The organism is Tepidiphilus sp. J10 (assembly GCF_006980785.1).
GTDB lineage: Bacteria > Pseudomonadota > Gammaproteobacteria > Burkholderiales > Rhodocyclaceae > Tepidiphilus > Tepidiphilus olei.
This window is the reverse complement of the sequence record NZ_SBHP01000002.1, coordinates 212,431-231,679: the sequence shown is the minus strand read 5'-3', so window position 1 is coordinate 231,679 and position 19,249 is coordinate 212,431. Positions and strand designations below refer to the sequence as shown.

Below are 19,249 nucleotides of genomic sequence, written 5' to 3'. Positions count from 1 at the left end.
TCAGTCCTTTGCCAGGGCTTTGAATCGGAACAATTCGGTCAGGCGATACCCGCGATAGCGTCCCATCGCCAGCATGAAAGCTACTATGAGCAGTAGTACGGACGGGAAGGTGAAGATGAAGTAAGCCAATTCCCGGATATTCATCAGTAAATACGCCAAGCTCGCTGCGATTAGCGTTCCGATCCCCACCTTGAAAGCGTGACCGCCGCCACGTTCTTCCCAGGTGATGGATAGGCGTTCGATGGTCATGGTCAAGATCACCATGGGAAACAGCGAAACCGATAATCCACGTTCCAGGCCGAGTTTGTGACTGAACAAACTGATCGTTGCGATCAATGCCACGACGAAGGTCAGTACCACTGACAAGCGGGGCAACATTTGCAACTTGAGGTGTTCCAGGTATGAGCGCAGCGCCAGGCCAAGCGCGGTGATCAGGGTGAATAGGATGATACCGTAACCGATCTGGGTTTCACGGAATGCCAAAGCGATCAGCACCGGCGTGAATGTACCGAGCGTATCTATGCCAATAAGATTACGAAGTATCAGAATAACCAGCACGCCAACGGGGATCATGAGGATGATCTGGTAAAGCTGCTGGGTTTGCAGCGGCAGGTCATAGAGAGGGGAATACTTCAGGATGTTGGCCTCGGTGTTCTCGTCGATCATTTTGGCTAGGCGGATCGCGTTCAACTCGCTGCTGCTCAACGTGAATGTCACCTTCGGGTTACGACCACCTTCCAGGTTGATCAGTGGCTCGTCACCGGTCCACCAGATCAGACGGTCGTTGGGCAAACCCTGTGCACCGGTTTGTGGATTGAAGAACAGCCACCTATTACCATTGAAACTGCGCAGCCAAAGTTCCGGCGTCTGAGGTTGATCGGCGTTCAATCGGATGGTGTGTACGCGTTCCATCGGCACGTGCGCCATGGAGAGGATCAGCTCGATGACGCGAGCCTTGTTCTGGATCGAGGTATCGCCGCCCAGAAGAATTTTGACATTGTCGTCGTTGTGATTGTTGACCCGCTTGATCGCTTCGCTGATGAAGGTTTCGATGTCGGCGGAGTGCTGACGAATGGATGAAAGCAAGGCTTCGGCGGCGATCTTCTCCGGGCCTTCGATCGGGATTGGGTCACGGAAAACAGGCCCTGTGGGTTTGCTTTGCTCTGCGCTGTAGCGCTTGGTCACCACCAAGCGATAATAGAGCGTCTGTTTGCCGTTGGCGCGGCGCGCTGACCAGGTTACACGGCGGTTTCCATTGACCTGGTTCACGCTGACGCCGTAGTTGTTGGAGATGAAACTCTCGTTGAGGCTGACGAAATCCTGATCCAATGGCGGCACATACATCTGCAGTTTCACGGGCACGCCTGGATTGGCTTGGAATTCGATCTTGGCTTCGATATTCCAGAGGTCGTCGATTACGTCTTCGGTAATTGGAATGCCGAGAACGAAGATTTGATAGGCAGTAACCGAAACTCCCAATACAACGAGCAGAGAGATCAGGATCTTCAAATGCAGACTCAGTGCGCGCATGTTGATTACTTATCAGTTTTGGATTTTTTGAGACAACCGGGTTTGCCGGCGGTAAAAGATCGGCTTGGGTCAACCACGGCGCCAAAACTGACGAGGGCATCGGAACCGATCAAAAGCGGGTATTCGAACGAAGTACGGTCGGTGAGGTTGACTTCGATGGTGCGTTTCGTCTCACCGATACACAAGTCGAGCTCGATGACGGGCCTTTCGGTATAGGGCTTTTCTTTTTTCGGGTCGAAATCGTCGGCACGGCGTTTGATCCTACTGATACGCTTGATCGGTCGTTCGATGGGATGTGCGTGTGCACCATCTATGGCCAGATAGAACCGCACCCAAGGTTCCCCCTTGCGCTCGAAACGGGTAATGTCGCGTGCGCTGAGCGACGCGGTCACGGCGCCGGTGTCTAGTTTGGCCTTGACTTCCAAGTCGAAATCAGGGATGCCGACATATTCATGCAGGCCATAGATCGTTTTTTCAGCAGCCACGCCGACGAGCGGCAGGATCAGCAGACACAGCGACATGAGATGGGCTTGGAACCTCATGGACCCGACCTCCAAGGAAGAGAAAGATGAAAATCGACTAAAATGACGAAGTCTGGTGAGCATCGTGATGCCGGCTTTCATTGTAGCATTCTGATTTCTTGATTCCCGGTTCAACACGATTCGATACAGTTACGCCGTCCGTGCCACCTCGGAAGGCTACGAAAAACGCCAAGGAAAGACGCCTGCAATCCGGTCGCAGCGGAATCCATGTATGATGATGGGTTATTCGAGACACCCGAAGGTGCTCATCCCGCTAGGGTCGAGATTCTCCCTCGGCTGCCCGCAGTACGGCGCGCAGGCGCTCGAACCACGCGATCGCCTCTCCCAGGGTGAGCGCGCGCGGATCGACGTCGGCGAGCGGCTCTAGCCAGGCAGGAAGCACTTCCACGCGCTCGGGTTCGGGCGGCAAGTCGTCGTCCGTGGGTTCACAGGCGAAGAGCTGGGGCTGGCGGCTCTCCTCCAGGGCGCGGGCTTCCAGGCGCGCCAGTTCGCGGCGGGCCTGGGTGAGCACGGCGCGCGGCATGCCCGCGAGCGCGGCCACGTGGATGCCGTAGCTGCGGCTCGCCGGCCCTTCGCGCACCGAGTGGAGGAAGACCACCCGTCCCTCGTGCTCCACCGCTTCCACATGCACGTTGGCGCAGGCTTCCAGCTCTTCGGCCAGGCGCGTGAGCTCGAAATAGTGCGTCGAAAAGAGGGTGAGGGCGCGGTTCTTGCCGTGCAAGTGGCGCGCGATCGCCCAGGCGAGCGCCATGCCGTCGAAGGTCGAGGTACCCCGGCCGATTTCGTCCATCAGTACGAGGCTACGCTCGCTCGCGTGGTGCAGGATATAGGCCGCCTCCGTCATCTCCACCATGAAGGTGGAGCGGCCCGAGGCGAGATCGTCGCTCGCCCCGATGCGGGTGTAGATCGCATCGAGCGGCCCGATGACGGCGCGCCGTGCCGGCACCCAGGCGCCCACGTAGGCGAGAAGGGCGATCAGCGCCGTCTGGCGCATGAAGGTGGATTTGCCGCCCATGTTGGGGCCGGTGATCACCAGCAGCCGCCGCGCCGCGCCGTCGAGCCGCACGTCGTTGGCCACGAAGGTTTCCACCTGACGCTCGACCACGGGATGTCGCCCACCGTCGATCGCGAGCCCCGGCGTGTCGGTAAATTCCGGTGCGACGTAGCCGTAACGTTCGGCGGCTTGCGCGAGCGAAGCGAGCCCGTCGAGCTCGGCGGCAGCGCGCCCGGCCTCCTGGAGCGCCGCCACCCAGGCAAGCAGCCGACGTACCAACTCTTCATAGAGAAAACGCTCCCGCGCGAGCGCCCGTTCGGCCGACGACAGCGCCCGATCCTCGAAGGCCTTGAGCTCGGGGGTGATGAAACGCTCGGCATTTTTCATCGTCTGGCGCCGACGGTAGTCGGCTGGCACCTTGTCGGCTTGCGTCTTGCTCACCTCGATGTAGAAACCGTGCACCTTGTTGTATTCGACCTTGAGCGTCGCGATGCCCGTGCGCTCGCGCTCGCGCGCTTCCAGTTCGAGCAGGAAGGCGCCGCAGTCGTTGTGCAAGGCGCGCAATTCGTCGAGTTCGGCATCGAACCCCGGGGCGATCACGCCGCCGTCGCGCACCAGCGCCGGAGGATCGTCGGCGAGCGTGCGCTCGAGGAGCGAGAGCGCCTCGGGGGGCACCGCCATGGCGTCGGTCAGCGCGGCAAGGCGCGGCACCTCGCGGTGTGATTCGAGCAACGCCCTCAGCTCGGGCAGACGGCGCAGCGAGGCGCGCAGCGCCGCCAGCTCACGGGGGCGCACCGTGCCCAACGCAATGCGCGCCGCGATCCGCTCCAGGTCGCCCAAGCCGTCGAGCCGCTCGAGGAGCGCATCCAAGGTGCGCGGTTGCGCCAGCAGCCTGCCGATCACCGCCTGGCGTTCGCGCGCGGCAGCAGCACTGCGCCGCGGATGGTGCAGGGCCTGCTTCAACCAACGCGCACCCATCGCCGTGCGGGTGAAATCGAGCGTGGAGAAGAGGGTAGGGGAGGATTCGCCTCGCAGCGTCTCGGTGAGTTCGAGGTTGCGCCGCGTGGCGGCGTCGAGCCAGAGATAGTCGTCGTCGCGCTCGAGGCGCAGGGCGCGCACATGGGCGAGCTCGCTCTTCTGCGTCTGGCGCACGTACTCGAAAAGCGCCGCAGCCGCGGCGAGCGCCGGCTCGTGCATCGCTTCCACGCCGAAGGCGGCCAGATCCTGCACGCCGAAATGAGCCGTGAGCAGGCGCCGAGCGATCGTCGCATCGAACTGCCAGCCGGGCAGGCGGCGCAAGGGTGTGCGCTCCGTCTCCAACACCGCGGGCAAAGGCAGATCCTCGGGCACGAGTACCTCGGCCGGGCGCAGGCGCTCGAATTGCGCTTCCAGCTCGGCGGCGTCGCACACCAGCAGGCGAAAGTCGCCGCTCGCCAACGTCAGGGTCGCCACGCCCATTTTCCCTTTGCGGGTAAACAGTGCGGCAAGCGGCGCATCGCTGCGCTCGTCCAACAGCGCTGCATCGACGAGCGTGCCCGGCGTGACGATGCGGGTCACCACCCGCTCCATCGGCCCCTTTTGCGCGCCCGGCTCGCCCTGCTGCTCGGCGATGGCCACCGCCAGGCCAGCGCGTATCAGCCGCCCCAAGTACGTCTCCAATGCATGGAACGGGATGCCGGCCATGGGAATGGGGGCTCCAGCCGACTGGCCGCGGGTAGTGAGCGTGAGATCGAGCAACCGCGCGGCCTTCTCGGCGTCCTCGTAGAAGAGCTCGTAGAAATCCCCCATGCGAAAGAGCAGCAGGCACCCCGGATGCTGCGCCTTGAGGCGCAGATATTGCTGCATCATGGGGGTATGGGCGGAGAGATCGGCGACGGAGGGGGTGTGCGACACGGGCATGGGCAAAAACGTTCGATCAGCGTGAAAGCTCGGGCGTGAGGTGCTCACGCACCACGCCGAGCAGCGGCACGAAAACCTTGGGGGTACCGGCCACGACGTTGCCGCTCTCGAGAAAGCCGCCTTCACCGGAGAGATCGCTCACCAGGCCGCCCGCCTCGAGGATCAACAGCGCCCCCGCGGCCATGTCCCAAGGCTGGAGACCGAATTCCCAGAAACCGTCGAATCGGCCGGCGGCCACGTAGGCCAGATCGAGCGCCGCTGCGCCGGGACGGCGAATTCCGGCGGTCTTTTGCGCCAGATCGCGGAAGATCGCCAGGTAGGTGTCGATGTGACGGAACTCGCGGAAAGGAAACCCCGTGCCGATGAGCGCCTGGTGCAGCTTCACCGTGCGGCTCACGCGAATGCGCCGTTCGTTGAGATACGCCCCACTGCCGCGCGAGGCGGCAAAGAGCTCGTTGCGCACCGGGTCGAAGACCACCGCATGTTCCAATATCCCGTCCTTGCGCACGGCGATGGAGATGGCGTATTGCGGTACGCCGTGGATGAAGTTCGTCGTGCCGTCGAGCGGGTCGATGATCCACTCGAACCCTTCCCCGGCCAATGCGCCCGATTCCTCGGCAAGGATGGCATGTTCCGGATACACTTCGCGGATCGTCTCGATGATCGCCTCTTCGGCCGCGCGATCGACCTCGGTGACGAAGTCGTTGAACGCCTTGGCTTCGATGGTGAGGCGCTCGAGCTGCAGGGCCGCGCGGTTTATGATGGCGGCGGCACGCCGGGCGGCCTTGATGGCGATGTTGAGGGTGGGGTGGACGATCATCGGCAAAATCCTCGGTAGTGAAACGCCTTCCGCGGGCGAACTCAAGATTTTACCGTAAAGGGCGGCGAGGCCGGCGGACAGATAACCGGCCCCGGTCGTACGTTTCAGACCCCCCGCACCGACAAGGTCACGTCGATGTTGCCGCGCACGGCGTTGGAGTAGGGGCAGACGTGATGTGCGGCAAGCATCGGTTCTTCTGCCGTGCGTTGAGTTTTTCTCAACGGCGATTTAGAATGAATCACATTGATTCAGAGCATGAAGAGACTACAGATGTCGAAAACCGAGACTCGAGTTCTGACAGTCCACGTGCCTGTCCCTTTGGCCGAGAAAGTCGATGATCTCGCCCGGCGCATGGAGCGGTCGCGGGGCTGGATCTTGAAACAGGCACTTGCGGCCTGGATCGCCCAAGAGGAAGAAAAGGATCGTCTCACGAGGGAGGCACTCGAAGACGTCGATGCGGGGTACGTGGTGGAGCATCGGGTCGTTCAGGAATGGGTCGAACGAATCGGTACCGATCAACCCTTGCCGATGCCCGAGCCGCGATGAGGGAAATACGCTGGACGGGCAAGGCCTTGTCCGACTTGGAGCGTCTCTACACTTTTCTTGCCCCGAAGAATGAGCAGGCGGCCAATAGGGTGATGAAAACCCTGATTTCGGCGCCGAGCGTCTTGGTGACGAATCCCCGGATCGGGGAGCAGCTTTTTCAGTTCGCGCCACGCGAGGTTCGTCGGTTGCTCATAAGCGATTACGAGATGCGATACGAGCTCCGTGACGCGGATATCTTCATTTTGCGCATATGGCATACACGGGAGCAACGCTGAATTGTTGTCACCTATGGTAGACCATGAAGGCGCGCGATCGCTTGCCCGTGTGCGCGTCGTGCTGTGCCGTCCTTCGCATCCGGGCAATATCGGAGCGGCGGCGCGGGCGATGAAGACGATGGGTTTGTCCCGGCTCGTGTTGGTGGCGCCGCGGCGTTTTCCCGATGCGGAGGCCACGGCCCGGGCCTCCGGCGCGGTCGACGTGCTCGAGCGCGCCGTGGTGGTGGATACCCTCGCCGAGGCGCTTGCCGGGACGGCCGTGAGCGTGGCTTTCACCACACGCTCGCGCACGTATGTTCAGCCTTTTCGTACCCCCGAAGAGAGCGCCGGCGAAGTGCTCGAGGTGCTCCAGGCCGTACCTGATGCTCAGGCTGCGCTCGTCTTCGGCAACGAGACGAACGGTCTGACGAACGAGGAAGTGTGGCAATGCACTTTCCCGGCAACGATTCCGGCCAATCCCGAGTATTCTTCGCTCAATCTGGCGGCGGCGGTGCAGGTGGTCGGTTACGTACTCGCCCGCACCTGCGAAGCCTTTGCGCCGCAGGCGAGCGCCATCGCGGACGCGCCCGATTTCGTGCCCGCTTCGCACGAGGCGGTCGAGGGACTGCTCGCGCAGTGGCTCACCGTGCTCGAGCGGCTCGATTTCTACGATCCGGCCACGCCGAAACGACTGGAGGCGCGGCTGCGGCGGCTGCTCGCGCGCGCTCGGCTCGAGCGGGCCGAACTCGACATCCTGCGCGGCATGCTCAAGGCGGTGGTGCGCAAAATCCCGTAAAATGCTTTGCTTTCCCGCCCGATCCGAGAAAGGAACTTCTCCATGCCCTCTTGGCTGGAACGCCTGCGTGAAGACATCGACAGCATCCTGCAACGCGACCCGGCGGCACGCTCGCGCTGGGAAGTGCTCACCTGCTACCCCGGTCTGCACGCCCTCTGGCTGCACCGGCTGGCGCATTTCTTGTGGACGCGGCGCTGGTATTGGCTCGCGCGTTTTCTCAGCCATCTCGCGCGCTGGCTCACCGGCATCGAGATTCACCCCGGCGCGACGATCGGCCGGCGCGTGTTCATCGATCACGGCATGGGAGTGGTGATCGGCGAGACGGCGGAGGTGGGCGACGACTGCACCATCTACCAGGGCGTGACGCTGGGCGGCACCTCGCTCTATCGTGGCGTGAAGCGCCACCCCACGCTGGAATCTGGCGTGGTGGTCGGTGCCGGGGCCAAGGTGCTGGGAGGGTTTACCGTCGGAGCAGGGGCCAAGATCGGCTCGAACGCGGTCGTCGTCAAGCCGGTTCCGCCCGGTGCGACCGCGGTCGGAACGCTCGCGCGTATCCTCGAGCCGGAACAGGAGGAATCGCGCGACGAAGCGCGTCGACGCAAGGCCGAGGAGATCGGGTTCACCGCTTATGGCCTCACCAAGGATCTCGACGATCCGCTCGCCAAGGCGCTGCACGCGCTGCTCGATCACGCGGTGGAATCCGACCGACGCTTCGCCGAACTCGTGCGCCGGCTGGAAGCGGCCGGCATCGCTTTGCCCGATCTGCCCGGCGAGGATCAGGGGTTCGACCCGCAGCGCGTTTCACGTTGGGTGGAATAGGCAGAAATAGGCAGAACGCATCGCCCGAATAGTTGACTTTTTCAGTCGGGTAAGTTATTTTGCTTGCGACACGCTGGCGAGGATCCGGCGGGAGAATGGACGATGCGACTGACGACGAAGGGGCGATTCGCGGTCACCGCGATGGTGGACCTGGCCAAGCACCAGGACAAGGGGCCGGTGGCGCTGGCGACCATCGCCGAGCGCCAGGGTATTTCTTTGTCCTATCTCGAACAACTCTTCAGCCGCCTGCGGCGCGAGGGCCTCGTGTCGAGCGTGCGCGGGCCCGGCGGCGGCTACCGCCTCGGGCGGCCGATGGACGAAATCACCATCGCCGAGATCGTCGAGGCGGTGGACGAGCCGCTCGATACCACGCAGTGCGGCGGCAAGGAAAATTGTCAGAACGACCACATCTGCTCCACGCACCATCTCTGGAGCAACCTCAACGTGCGCATGATGGAGTATCTCGACTCCGTCACCTTGGGCGCCGTGGTGCGCGGCGAGATCAAGCGCGTCGTTTCCCGTCGCCGGCCGAAAAAGAAGAAGGCCAATGAGACGGGTGAGCTCGCCGCCTGCGAGGCTTGCTGAGGCGATGACCCTCGCCCCGGGTGGCGTCTATCTCGATTGGAATGCCACCGCGCCGCTCGCGGCGTCGGCGCGCGCCGTGTTGCAGTCCTGTCTGGACGGAGAGTTGCTCGGCAACCCCTCCAGTCTGCATTCCGCGGGGCGACGCGCCCGTACCCTGCTCGAAGAGGCGCGGCGTACCCTGGCCGACTGTCTCGAGACAGCGCCCGAGGAGATCGTCTTCACGAGCGGCGGCACCGAGGCCAACGCGCTCTTCCTGCGCGGTGCGGCGGCGCTCATGGAGCCTGGCATCATCGCCGTGAGTGCCGTCGAGCACTCCAGCGTCTACGAAACGGCAAGAAGCCTCGCTGCGCACGGTTGGCGCTTCGTCGAGATCCCTGTGGATGCCGCGGGCCGGGTCGACCCGCTCGCCTTCGAGCGCATCCTGCGCGAGCGCCCGGCGCTCGTTTCGGTGATGCTGGCGCACAACGAGACGGGCGTGATCCAGGACGTGGCGAGCCTCGCCCGAGCGGCACGCGAGGCCGGCGCCCTGGTGCATTGCGACGCGGTGCAGGCGGCCGGGAAAATGCCGTTGTCGCGGCGCGCCCTAGGCGTGCATGCGCTCACGCTGTCGGGGCACAAGTTCGGCGCGCCGACGGGGATCGGTGCCCTCGTGCTCGCGCGTGAAGTGGCATTGGCGCCGTTGCTCACCGGCGGCGGGCAGGAGGCAGGGCGGCGCTCGGGCACCGAGAACGTGCCGGGCGCGATGGCCATGGCCGCGGCGCTCGTCGAAGCGCTCGAAGCCAGGGAATCCTTGCACGCCCGCCTGCACGCCTTGCAGCAGCGGCTGGAGGCGGGGCTCCCAGCGCAGGGGGCGGTGATCTTCGGCGCCGGCGCGGCGCGGCTACCCAATACGACGTTTTTTGCCCTGCCCGGCTTGGAAGGGGCGGCGCTCGCCGGTGTGCTCGATCGCGCCGGTTTCGCGGTGGGCACCGGCTCGGCCTGCTCCAGCGCCCAGCCCGGCGCGCCGCGCAGCCTGCTCGCCATGGGCGTGCCCGAGGCGCTCGCGCGCGGGGCCGTACGCGTGAGTACCGGACGCAGCACGACCCAAGCCGACATCGACGGGTTTCTCGCCGCGCTCGCGCAAGCCGCGGGCCAGCTGCGGCGCCTCGCGGCCCTGTGTGCCGATTGAAAGGAATCCTTCATGCAGCGACGACCGATCTACCTCGACTATGCCGCCACCACGCCGGTGGATCCGCGCGTGCGCGATGCCATGATTCCCTGGCTCACCGAACGTTTCGGCAACCCGGCAAGCCGCACCCACGCCTACGGCTGGGAGGCGGAAAAAGCCGTGGAAGAGGCGCGCAGCCGTGTGGCCGAGCTCGTCGGCTGCGAGCCGCGCGAACTCGTGTGGACTTCGGGCGCGACCGAGGCCGACAACCTCGCCATCAAGGGCGTGGCGGAGTTCTACCGCGACCGGGGTCGGCATCTCGTCACCCTGCAGACCGAACACAAGGCGGTGCTCGACAGCGTCAAGGCGCTGGAATCGCGCAGTTTCACCGCCACCTATCTGCCGGTGCGCGACGACGGTCTGGTCGATCTGGACGAACTCGAACGCGCCCTGCGCCCGGACACCCTGCTCGTGTCGGTGGCGCTCGTCAACAGCGAGATCGGCGTCATTCAGCCGATCGAGGAGATCGGGGCGCTGTGCCGCGAGCGCGGCATCCTCTTTCACGTCGATGCGGCGCAGGCCACCGGCAAAGTGGCGATCGACCTGCAAAAACTCGACGTCTCGCTCATGTCCTTCTCTGCCCACAAGACGTACGGCCCCAAAGGGATCGGCGCACTCTACGTGCGCCGTCGCCCGCGGGTGCGGCTGGAGGCGCAGATGCACGGCGGAGGGCACGAGCGTGGTTTTCGCTCGGGGACGCTGCCCACGCACCAGATCGTCGGCATGGGTGAAGCCTATCGCCTCGCGCGGGAAGAAATGGCCGAGGAAGTGCCGCGCATCCGGGCGCTGCGCGACCGCCTGCTCGCCGCGTTGCTGGAGCTTCCGGGTATCCACGTCAATGGCGACCTCGAGCGACGCGTGCCGCACAATCTCAACGTTTCGGTCGAAGGCATCGAGGGCGATGCCCTGCTCCTGTCGTTGGGCGAGGAACTGGCCGTGTCGGCCGGCTCGGCCTGCACTTCGGCGAGCCTCGAACCCTCCTACGTGCTGCGCGCCCTCGGACGAACGCCGGAGCTCGCCCGCAGCGCCTTGCGTCTCACCCTGGGGCGGTTCACCACCGCCGAGGAGATCGACACGGCGATCCGCCTGCTGCGCGAGCGCATCCTCGCCCTGCGGGGGCGCTGAGGGAAACCCTGCGGGGCAGGGAAGGGTCTATTCATTCATTTCGAGAAATGGAGCGTATCATGGCGATCACCCTGACGGAACGCGCCGCTGCCCAAGTGCGGCGGATCCTGGAAAAACGCGGCCATGGCTTGGGGTTGAAGCTGGGCGTGACGCCTTCGGGCTGTACGGGCTTTGCCTACAAGCTCGACGTGGCCGACACGGCGGGACCGCAGGATCTGGTATTCGAGAGCCATGGCGTGAAAGTGCTGGTGGCGCAAGACGATCTGCCGATGCTCGAGGGCACGGTGATCGACTACCGCCGCGAAGGCTTGAACGAATCCTTCAAGTTCGACAACCCCAACGTGAAGGCCACCTGCGGGTGTGGCGAGAGCTTCGCCGTCTGAGAGAGCGCCAGGGCATCACTCGAACCGCTCGCGACGATTTCTTCCCCGGCGCTCATAGCGCGGAGGCGGGCAGGAGAAACACCTTGTCCTCCGCCGTCTCCGTGGCGAGCCAGGTGAAGGGGAGCTCGGGGAAGGCCGCTTCGACGAGCGCCCGGTTGTGCCCGACTTCCACGGCGAGCCAGCCCTGAGGCGTGAGGTGGCGCTTCGCTTCGGCGAGGATGCGCCGCACCACGTCGAGCCCGTCTTCCCCCGCGGCGAGCGCGAGCGCCGGCTCGTGGCGGTACTCGGGCGGCAGTTCGGCCATGGCCTGGGCCGTGACGTAGGGCGGGTTGCTCACGATCAGATCGAATGACTCACCGGCAAGCCCCGAGAATACGTCCGAGTGCAGCAGCCGCACGCGATCCTGCAGGCCGTAGGCTTCGACGTTGATGCGCGCGACTTCCAGCGCCTCGTCCGAGAAGTCGGCCGCCACGATCTCCGCCTGAGGAAAGGCGTAGGCGGCCACGATCGCGAGACACCCCGAGCCGGTGCACAGATCGAGCACCCGCTGTATTCTTTCCGGCTGCTCGATCCAAGGCAAGAAGCGCTCCTCGAGCAGCTCGGCGAGGAAGGAGCGCGGCACGATCACCCGCTCATCCACGTAGAAGCGAAACGGCCCCAGCCAGGCTTCGTTGAGGAGGTAAGCCGTCGGCACCTTGTCGACGGCGCGGCGCTCCACCAGCTCGGCCAGGCGTTGGCGCTCGGACTCGGTGAGGCTTGCGTCCAGAAACCACTCGAAGCGCTCGCGCGGCAGCTTCAAGGCGCCGCTCACCAGCCACACCGCCTCATCGAGCACGTCCTCGCAACCGTGGCCGTAGAACGCCTCTTCGCTCTCGAGCCGGGTGACGGCGTAGCGTACCCAGTCGCGCACCGTGATGAGCGCCTCGGTCTCGTCGTGCTCGTGGGCTTCGAACATCGGATCGTCTTCAGCTTCGTGCATGGGCTTCTCCGGCAGGGGGCAGCAAGCGTTCCAGGACGCCGCGATAGACGGCGGCGAGTGGCTCCAGTTCTTCGAGCGCCACGCATTCGTCGATCTGGTGGATGGTGGCATTGACCGGTCCGAATTCCACCACCTGCGGACAGATGGCGGCGATGAAGCGTCCGTCGGAGGTGCCGCCGCTGGTGGAGAGCCGCGGCGCAATCCCGCAGGCGGCTTCGACGCCGTCCGATAGCGCCGCGACGAGTTCGCCCCGGGGCGTGAGGAAGGGGCGCCCGCCCAGCTCCCAGGAAAGGGAGAAGGGCACGCCGTGGCGGTGCAAAATCGCCTCCACCCACTCCTGCAGGCCCTCCGGCGTCTGCTCGGAGGAAAAGCGGAAATTGAAAGTCATGCGGCATTCGCCGGGCACCACGTTCGTCGCACCCACCCCGGCGTGCAGGTCGGTCACCTGCAGCGACGTGGGCGGAAAATGTTCGTTGCCCCGATCCCATTCGGTGGCCACGAGTTCGGCGAGCGCCGGCGCCAGGCGATGCACCGGGTTATCGACCAGATGGGGATAGGCGACGTGACCCTGCTTGCCATGCACCGTGAGCCGGCCGGTGAGCGAACCGCGCCGGCCGTTCTTGATCGTGTCTCCGAGCACGCGCTCGCAGGTGGGCTCGCCCACCAGGGCGTAGTCGAAGCGCAGGCCGCGCGAGCGCAGAACCTCGACCACGTGGCGTGTGCCGTGCACCGCCGGTCCTTCCTCATCGGAAGTGAGGAGAAAGCCGATGGAGCCCCCATGCGAGGGGCGCTCGGCAAGGAAGGCTTCCACCGCCCACACCATGGCCGCGAGCGAGCTCTTCATGTCGGCGGCGCCGCGCCCGTAGAGCCTGCCCTCGGCCACCGTGGCGGAGAAGGGGGGAAAACGCCAGCGATCCTCGGGGCCGGGCGGCACGACGTCGACGTGCCCGGCAAAGACAAAGAGCGGCCCCTCTTCCCCGCGCCGCGCCCAGAGGTTGGCCACTCCCCCGGCGTCGAGGCGCTCCAGCGTGAAACCGAGACGGGCGAGCCGCTCGCCGATGAGCGCGAGGCACCCGCCCTCCTCGGGCGTGACGGAAGGGAGCCGGATGAGCGCCTGGGCGAGTTCGAGCACGTTCATGTCGTCACTTCATGTCGGCCAAAGAGGGAAAATCGATCTCGGTCATCTGCGAAGGCAGGTCGACGTCGGAGGTGGGAATGCCGCCGTCTTGGATCGTGGTCTGCACCCCTGCGTTTTGCAGTTCCCACTGCAGGTTGGTGGGCGAATCAGCCTGGGCGATCGCCTCTTCCAGGGTGATGGCGCTATTGCGGTAGAGCCGCACAAGATCCTGGTCGAAGGTCTGCACGCCCGGCGAGAGGGAGCGCTCCATCGCGTCCTTGATCATGGAGAGATTGCCTTTCTCGATCATCTCGGCGATCAGCCGCGAATTGACGAGAATCTCCACTGCAGGAATGCGTTGCCCTTGGACGTGCCGTACCAGGCGTTGGGCGATGATCCCTCGCAGGGCCACGCTCAGGTCTGAGAAGAGCAAGCCTCGGCTCTCGAGCGGGTAGAAATTCACGATGCGGTTGAGCGCGTGATAGGTGTTGTTGGCATGCAGCGAAGCCAGCACCAGGTGCCCGGTGAGCGCATAAGCGATGGCCGCCTGCATGGTCTCGAGGTCGCGGATCTCGCCGATGAGGATGCAGTCCGGTGCCTGGCGCATGGCGCTTTTGAGCGCCTCACCCCAGGAAAGGGTGTCGATGCCCACGTCGCGTTGGTTGACCAGGGATTTCTTGTGGCGGAAGAGATATTCGATGGGGTCTTCCACCGTGAGGATGTGGCCCGGCAGGTTCGCGTTGCGATGATCGATCATCGCGGCGAGCGTGGTCGATTTGCCCGACCCCGTGGGGCCCACCACCAGAATGAGCCCTCGCTTGCCGAGGGCCATTTCACCCAGCACGGGCGGCAAGCCAAGGGTTTCGAACGAAGGAATGTCGCGGCTCACGTAGCGGATCACCGCCGCCGGGCTGTTGCGCTGCCAAAAGGCGTTGATGCGGAAGTTACCGACCTCGGACAAGCCCAGGGAGAAATTGAGCTCTTTACGCTCGACGTAGCGCTGCCACAAGGTCTCGTTGGCGATGGCGTCTTCCAGTATCCGTCGCACTTGATCAGGCTTCATCACCTGCTGGTTGATCGGTGCCACGATGCCGTTGATCTTGATGTGGATCGGCGCGCCCGCCGTGATGAAGATGTCGGAGGCGCTGCGATCGTGCATCGCGCGAAAGAGTTTTTCCAGCACTGGTGTGACGATCGGCATGATGATCGACTCCTCAGGCGCCGCGCAGCAGTTCGTTGATCGCGGTCTTCGCGCGTGTCTGGGCATCCACGCGCTTGACGATCACCGCGCAGTACAAGCTGTACTTGCCATCGGCGGAGGGGAGGCTGCCGGGCACGACCACGGCGCCGGAGGGCACACGCCCGTAGAGGATCTCACCGCTTTCGCGATCGTAGATCTTCGTGCTCATTCCCAGATAGACGCCCATGGAGATCACGGCATTCTCTTCGACGATCACGCCTTCGACGATCTCGGAGCGCGCGCCGACGAAGACGTTGTCCTCGATGATGACCGGCCCCGCCTGCACCGGCTCCAGCACGCCGCCGATACCCACGCCGCCGGAAAGATGCACGTTCTTGCCGATCTGGGCGCAGGAGCCCACCGTGGCCCAGGTATCGACCATCGTGCCTTCATCGACGTAGGCGCCGATGTTCACGTAGGAAGGCATGAGCACCACGTTCTTGGCGATGTAGCAGCCGCGCCGCGCCGCCGCCGGGGGCACCACGCGAAAGCCGCCCGCGCGAAACGCCGCTTCGTCGTAGCGGGCGAATTTCGGCTCGACCTTGTCGAAGTAGCGCGTCTCGCCGCCTTCCATGAGGCGATTGTCGCGCAGACGGAAAGAGAGCAACACCGCTTTCTTGATCCACTGATTGACGTGCCAATCGCCGTCGCGCTTCTCGGCCACACGGATCGCGCCCCGGTCGAGCCCGTCGATCACCGCCTCCACCGCGTCGACGAGATCTTTGGGCGCGTTGCCGGGGGAGAAGCGAGTGCGCTCTTCGAATGCCGCGTCGATCAGCGATGCGACGCCTTGCCAGTCGGTCATGGGGTGTCCTCCGTGGATCGATTTTCAGTTTCACGAAACGCGAAATGGTATCATGCGCGGCTCGAAGCCTTCATTGGTCTTCCCTCATACGCCGTGCGACTCATCAAGATCAAACTGGCCGGTTTCAAGACCTTCGTCGAGCCAACCACCCTCGTGCTCCCCGGGGCATTGGTCGGCATCGTCGGCCCCAATGGCTGCGGCAAATCGAACGTGATCGACGCCGTGCGCTGGGTGCTCGGTGAAATGCGCGCCTCCGCCCTGCGCGGCGAGCAGATGTCGGACGTGATCTTCAACGGCTCGGACACGCGCAAACCCTTGGCGCGCGCCAGCGTCGAGCTCGTCTTCGATAATGCCGACGGCAGCGTGCCGGGCCCCTGGGGGCGGTTTGCCGAGATTTCGGTCAAACGCGTCGTCGTGCGCGGCGGCGAATCCTCCTATTTCCTCAACGGACAGCGCGTACGGCGCCGGGACGTGGTCGACCTCTTTCTCGGCACGGGACTGGGGCCGCGCGCTTACGCCATCATCGAACAGGGCATGATCTCGCGCATCGTCGAGGCGAAGCCGGAAGAGCTGCGCCGTTTCCTCGAAGAGGCGGCCGGCGTGACCCGCTACCACGAGCGACGCAAGGAGACGGAAGCTCGGCTGCGGGATGCGCGCGCCCATCTCGAGCGGCTGGCCGACCTGCACGCCGAACTCGCGGCCCAGGCCGAGACGCTCGCCACCCAGGCCGAACGTGCCCGGCGTTATCGTGAGCTGGAAAAGCGCTTGCGCCTCGCACGTCAGCAATCCTGGGCGCTGCGACGGCGCGAGGCGGCCATGGCCCTTGCCGCCGGCGAGGAGCGCATCGCCGCGCTCGAAGCCGAGCTCGAACGGCAGCGGCAGGAACGAAGCGCGCTCGAGGCTGCCCTGGAATCGGCCCGTGCCCAGGCGCAGGCGGCCGCCGCGGCGCTCGAATCCGCCCAGCAGGTTTATTTCGAGGCGAGCGCCCGGCTCGAGCGGGTGATCGAGGCCCGTCGCCACCGCGAGGAGACGCTCGCCGCCCTTGCCGAGCGGTTAGAGCGCATTGCCGAGGAATCGCAACGCTGGCAGGAAGAGGGCGAACAGGCCCGCCTCGACCTGGCGCGCTGGGACGAGCTCGCCGAACTCGCCCAGGGGCGCCGCGAGACGCTGCAGGAGCGGGTGGATTCGTTCGACGAGGTCCTGGAGGCACTCGGGCGTGCCCTGGAAGATACCCGCCACGGCGCGGCGATCGCCGAGCGCGAGCGGAACGATGCCCAGCGGCAGATCGCCGTCGAACGCGCCCGCATTGCCGCGCTCGAGCGCTCGCTGCAGGCGAACGAGACCCGGCTCGAGCGTCTGGCGCAGGAATCCTCGTCGCTCGAGGGCGGCGACGAGGAGGCGCTTGAACGCGAGCGCGCCCGGCAAGACACGCTCGCCGGGCGGGTGGAGGAGCAGCGTGAGGCACTGGCCGCCGCCCAAGCCAAGGCGCAGGAGGCGCAGGTACGCCTCGACGCCGTCCGCGACGAATTCCGTCGGCTCGATGCCGAACTCGGTCGGCTCGAAGCGCGCCGTCGGGCGCTCGCCGAAACCCAGGCGCGCTGCGCCGGGGCTGCAGGGCAGGAATACGCGGCCCTCTGGCCCAGGCTGGAAGTCGCCGCCGGCTGGGAAGCGGCAGCCGAAACGGTGCTCGGCCCCTGGCTCGGCGCGCGCCTCGTGCCGCTACCCGAGGCCGCGAGGCAGCTCGAACACGCGCCGCGTTCAGGGGAAGCCTGCCTGTGGCAGGATCTTCCCCTGGCGGACGAGCCGGAAGGCTTCGGGCCAGTGCCCCAGGGGGCAGTGCGCGCCGCGGCGGCGGTCTCCACGAGCGACCCAACGCTCGCCGGAGCCCTCCAGCGTCTCCTGGCCCATACCGTCTTCGTCGAGACGATCGACAAAACGAACCTCGCCTGGGCCCGCGAACGCGGGTTGCGCCTGGTCGACCGGCGAGGCTGGATTGCCGATCCCCATGGAGCGCGTAGCCTCGGCGCCGACGAGCGGATGCTCGCCGGGGTCCTCGAGCGCGCCCGCGAGCTCGGTGTGCTGGACGCCGAATGTGCCGAGCTCGAGCGGCAGCGGGAATCCGCCGCGGAGGAACGTTCCCGCCGTGCCGCTGCCTGTGACGAAACAAAGGAGGCACACGAGGCGCTGCGCCGCGAGCTGCAGCTAGCCGAAAAGCTGCAACGCGACCATGCGCTCGAGCTTGCCCGACTCGAGACGGTCTTTGAGCACGCCCGTCGTCGACGGCAGGCCATCGACGAAGAGCGTGCCGCCCTCTCTCATCAGGCCGAGCGCGAGCGCGCCGAGCTCGCCACGCTGCAGGAGCGCATCGCCGAGCTGCTCGAGCGCGAGGCCGCGCTCGAAACCTCCTGCCTCGAGCGTCAGGCCGATCTCCGCCGTCAGCATGAACGCCTCGAAGAGGCCCGCACGCAGCGTCAGGCGCTCGCCCGCGAGCTGCAGGAGGCCGAGTTCTCCTGCCGCGAATGTACCCTCAAGCGCGAGGAGAGCGAGCGCCGCGCCCGGATCGCCGCCGAAAGCCTCGAGCGGCTCGAGCGCGAGCGCGCCGAGCACGAGGCCGAACGCGAACGGCTCGCCGCCGCGCCACTCGAAGAAGAATCCCTCGTACGCGAAGCGCGCGAACACGCTGCCAATGCACTTGCCCAAGCCCGCCTGCGGGTGGACGAGCACCACCAGCAGCTCCGTGCGCTCGAAGAAACCCGCCAGCAGCAGGAATTCGCCCTGCAACCCCTGCGCGACGAACTCGAGCAGGCGAGGTTACGGCGGCAGGAAGCGGTCGCGGCGCTCACCCACGCCGAAGAGCGGCTCGCCGAATTGGGCGCCGATCTGGCCGCGCTCGAACCCCAGCTCGACCATCTCGACGCCGCCAAGCTCGCCCGGGAGATCGAGCGCCTCGGACGCGAGCTCGCCGCGCTGGGCGAAGTCAACCTTGCCGCGCTCGAAGCCCTGCGTCAGGTGGAAGAGCGCAAGACGGCACTGGAAACCCAGCTCAACGATCTCACCACCGCCATCGGCACGCTGGAAGAAGCGATCCGGCGCATCGACCGCGAGACGCGCCAGGCGCTCGCCGCCACGTTCGATGCCGTCGATGCCCATTTCGGCCGGCTCTTTCCCCGGCTCTTCGGCGGCGGGCAGGCGAAGCTCGTGCTCACCGGCGAAGAGATTTTGGATGCCGGCGTGCAGATCGTCGCCCAACCGCCAGGCAAGAAGAATGCGAGCATCCACCTTCTTTCCGGCGGGGAAAAGGCGCTCACCGCCATCGCGCTCGTCTTCTCCTTCTTCGCCCTCAACCCGGCGCCTTTCTGCATCCTCGACGAGGTCGACGCGCCGCTCGACGATGCCAATACCGAACGTTACGCCCGATTGTTGCGGGAGATGTCCGGCACGACGCAACTTCTCTTCATCAGTCATAATAAAATCACGATGGCGGCGGCCGAGCAGCTCATCGGCGTCACGATGCAGGAGCAGGGCGTCTCGCGCATCGTCGCCGTCGATATCGACGAAGCGCTTCGGCTCGCCGAAACGCCCTGAGGCCAGCCCGCGCGCCGACGCAA

The 19,249-nt window shown here is 65.4% G+C and carries 16 protein-coding genes and 2 pseudogenes; 9 read left to right on the top strand and 9 right to left on the bottom strand.

What is annotated here, in order from left to right; translation table 11 throughout:
* The 5 genes and pseudogenes from EPD81_RS05730 to EPD81_RS10955 all read right to left on the bottom strand — a co-directional run.
* Complete coding sequence (locus tag EPD81_RS05730; protein ID WP_142804481.1) at positions 1–1,530, bottom strand: inactive transglutaminase family protein; 1,530 nt, start codon at positions 1,528–1,530, stop codon at positions 1–3.
* Positions 1,531–1,535: 5 nt separating this feature from the next.
* Complete coding sequence (locus EPD81_RS05725) at positions 1,536–2,072, bottom strand: ATP-dependent zinc protease (RefSeq protein WP_142804480.1); 537 nt, start codon at positions 2,070–2,072, stop codon at positions 1,536–1,538.
* A 253-nt stretch (positions 2,073–2,325) separates the two neighbouring features.
* Positions 2,326–4,965 (bottom strand): DNA mismatch repair protein MutS, encoded by a 2,640-nt coding sequence (gene mutS / locus EPD81_RS05720; RefSeq protein WP_221929232.1) that lies wholly within the window; start codon positions 4,963–4,965, stop codon positions 2,326–2,328.
* 16 nt (positions 4,966–4,981) lie between these two features.
* Positions 4,982–5,785 (bottom strand): inositol monophosphatase family protein, encoded by an 804-nt coding sequence (locus EPD81_RS05715; RefSeq protein ID WP_142804479.1) that lies wholly within the window; start codon positions 5,783–5,785, stop codon positions 4,982–4,984.
* Positions 5,786–5,889: 104 nt separating this feature from the next.
* Positions 5,890–5,964, bottom strand: a pseudogene (locus tag EPD81_RS10955) (organic hydroperoxide resistance protein); the annotation flags it as partial.
* Positions 5,965–6,055: 91 nt separating this feature from the next.
* On the opposite strand from EPD81_RS10955, the gene EPD81_RS05705 reads away from it, so the two are divergent.
* The 8 genes and pseudogenes from EPD81_RS05705 (at position 6,056) to EPD81_RS05670 (ending at position 11,500) form a co-directional block, all read left to right on the top strand.
* The gene (locus EPD81_RS05705; protein WP_028874176.1) at positions 6,056–6,331 is read left to right on the top strand and encodes a CopG family ribbon-helix-helix protein; all 276 of its coding nucleotides are present in this window, start codon (positions 6,056–6,058) and stop codon (positions 6,329–6,331) included.
* Positions 6,328–6,606 (top strand): type II toxin-antitoxin system RelE/ParE family toxin, encoded by a 279-nt coding sequence (locus EPD81_RS05700; RefSeq protein ID WP_142804478.1) that lies wholly within the window; start codon positions 6,328–6,330, stop codon positions 6,604–6,606. The genes EPD81_RS05705 and EPD81_RS05700 overlap by 4 nt, the downstream gene beginning before the upstream one ends.
* Positions 6,607–6,619: 13 nt before the next feature.
* Positions 6,620–7,381 carry an RNA methyltransferase gene (locus EPD81_RS05695; RefSeq protein WP_142804477.1) on the top strand — a complete coding sequence of 254 codons (762 nt, stop codon included), beginning with the start codon at positions 6,620–6,622 and terminating at the stop codon, positions 7,379–7,381.
* A gap of 42 nt (positions 7,382–7,423) precedes the next feature.
* Complete coding sequence (gene cysE / locus EPD81_RS05690; protein WP_142804476.1) at positions 7,424–8,200, top strand: serine O-acetyltransferase; 777 nt, start codon at positions 7,424–7,426, stop codon at positions 8,198–8,200.
* A gap of 102 nt (positions 8,201–8,302) precedes the next feature.
* Positions 8,303–8,785, top strand: coding sequence for an Rrf2 family transcriptional regulator (locus EPD81_RS05685; protein WP_142804475.1), 483 nt, complete (start codon positions 8,303–8,305; stop codon positions 8,783–8,785).
* 4 nt (positions 8,786–8,789) lie between these two features.
* Positions 8,790–9,953: a cysteine desulfurase family protein gene (locus tag EPD81_RS05680; RefSeq protein ID WP_142804474.1), complete on the top strand. Its 1,164-nt coding sequence runs from the start codon at positions 8,790–8,792 to the stop codon at positions 9,951–9,953.
* Between the two features lie 12 nt (positions 9,954–9,965).
* Positions 9,966–11,108: pseudogene (locus EPD81_RS05675) on the top strand (IscS subfamily cysteine desulfurase); the annotation flags it as partial.
* Between the two features lie 68 nt (positions 11,109–11,176).
* Entirely contained in the window at positions 11,177–11,500 is a 324-nt protein-coding gene (locus EPD81_RS05670) for an iron-sulfur cluster assembly accessory protein (RefSeq protein ID WP_142804472.1), read from the top strand.
* Between the two features lie 52 nt (positions 11,501–11,552).
* On the opposite strand, the gene prmB is transcribed toward EPD81_RS05670, so the two are convergent.
* From prmB to dapD, 4 genes are read right to left on the bottom strand one after another with little or no spacing between them, the layout of a single operon-like run.
* Entirely contained in the window at positions 11,553–12,479 is a 927-nt protein-coding gene (gene prmB, locus EPD81_RS05665) for a 50S ribosomal protein L3 N(5)-glutamine methyltransferase (protein ID WP_142804471.1), read from the bottom strand.
* Positions 12,466–13,617 carry a succinyl-diaminopimelate desuccinylase gene (gene dapE, locus EPD81_RS05660; RefSeq protein WP_142804470.1) on the bottom strand — a complete coding sequence of 384 codons (1,152 nt, stop codon included), beginning with the start codon at positions 13,615–13,617 and terminating at the stop codon, positions 12,466–12,468. Before dapE ends, prmB begins: the two co-directional genes overlap by 14 nt.
* A 4-nt stretch (positions 13,618–13,621) precedes the next feature.
* Positions 13,622–14,797, bottom strand: coding sequence for a PilT/PilU family type 4a pilus ATPase (locus tag EPD81_RS05655; protein WP_142804469.1), 1,176 nt, complete (start codon positions 14,795–14,797; stop codon positions 13,622–13,624).
* A 13-nt stretch (positions 14,798–14,810) separates the two neighbouring features.
* On the bottom strand, positions 14,811–15,641 hold the full coding sequence (gene dapD / locus EPD81_RS05650) for a 2,3,4,5-tetrahydropyridine-2,6-dicarboxylate N-succinyltransferase (RefSeq protein WP_142804468.1): 831 nt from the start codon (positions 15,639–15,641) through the stop codon (positions 14,811–14,813).
* A 93-nt stretch (positions 15,642–15,734) separates the two neighbouring features.
* On the opposite strand from dapD, the gene smc reads away from it, so the two are divergent.
* Positions 15,735–19,226 carry a chromosome segregation protein SMC gene (gene smc, locus EPD81_RS05645; protein WP_185955369.1) on the top strand — a complete coding sequence of 1,164 codons (3,492 nt, stop codon included), beginning with the start codon at positions 15,735–15,737 and terminating at the stop codon, positions 19,224–19,226.
* The last annotated feature ends 23 nt before the right edge of the window (positions 19,227–19,249 follow it).

Coding starts and splice junctions, on each gene's coding strand:
- EPD81_RS05730 (WP_142804481.1), bottom strand. CDS start 1,530: ATGCGCGCACTGAGTCTGCATTTGAAGATCCTGATCTCTCTGCTCGTT.
- EPD81_RS05725 (WP_142804480.1), bottom strand. CDS start 2,072: ATGAGGTTCCAAGCCCATCTCATGTCGCTGTGTCTGCTGATCCTGCCG.
- mutS (WP_221929232.1), bottom strand. CDS start 4,965: ATGCCCGTGTCGCACACCCCCTCCGTCGCCGATCTCTCCGCCCATACC.
- EPD81_RS05715 (WP_142804479.1), bottom strand. CDS start 5,785: ATGATCGTCCACCCCACCCTCAACATCGCCATCAAGGCCGCCCGGCGT.
- EPD81_RS05705 (WP_028874176.1), top strand. CDS start 6,056: ATGTCGAAAACCGAGACTCGAGTTCTGACAGTCCACGTGCCTGTCCCT.
- EPD81_RS05700 (WP_142804478.1), top strand. CDS start 6,328: ATGAGGGAAATACGCTGGACGGGCAAGGCCTTGTCCGACTTGGAGCGT.
- EPD81_RS05695 (WP_142804477.1), top strand. CDS start 6,620: ATGGTAGACCATGAAGGCGCGCGATCGCTTGCCCGTGTGCGCGTCGTG.
- cysE (WP_142804476.1), top strand. CDS start 7,424: ATGCCCTCTTGGCTGGAACGCCTGCGTGAAGACATCGACAGCATCCTG.
- EPD81_RS05685 (WP_142804475.1), top strand. CDS start 8,303: ATGCGACTGACGACGAAGGGGCGATTCGCGGTCACCGCGATGGTGGAC.
- EPD81_RS05680 (WP_142804474.1), top strand. CDS start 8,790: ATGACCCTCGCCCCGGGTGGCGTCTATCTCGATTGGAATGCCACCGCG.
- EPD81_RS05670 (WP_142804472.1), top strand. CDS start 11,177: ATGGCGATCACCCTGACGGAACGCGCCGCTGCCCAAGTGCGGCGGATC.
- prmB (WP_142804471.1), bottom strand. CDS start 12,479: ATGCACGAAGCTGAAGACGATCCGATGTTCGAAGCCCACGAGCACGAC.
- dapE (WP_142804470.1), bottom strand. CDS start 13,617: ATGAACGTGCTCGAACTCGCCCAGGCGCTCATCCGGCTCCCTTCCGTC.
- EPD81_RS05655 (WP_142804469.1), bottom strand. CDS start 14,797: ATGCCGATCGTCACACCAGTGCTGGAAAAACTCTTTCGCGCGATGCAC.
- dapD (WP_142804468.1), bottom strand. CDS start 15,641: ATGACCGACTGGCAAGGCGTCGCATCGCTGATCGACGCGGCATTCGAA.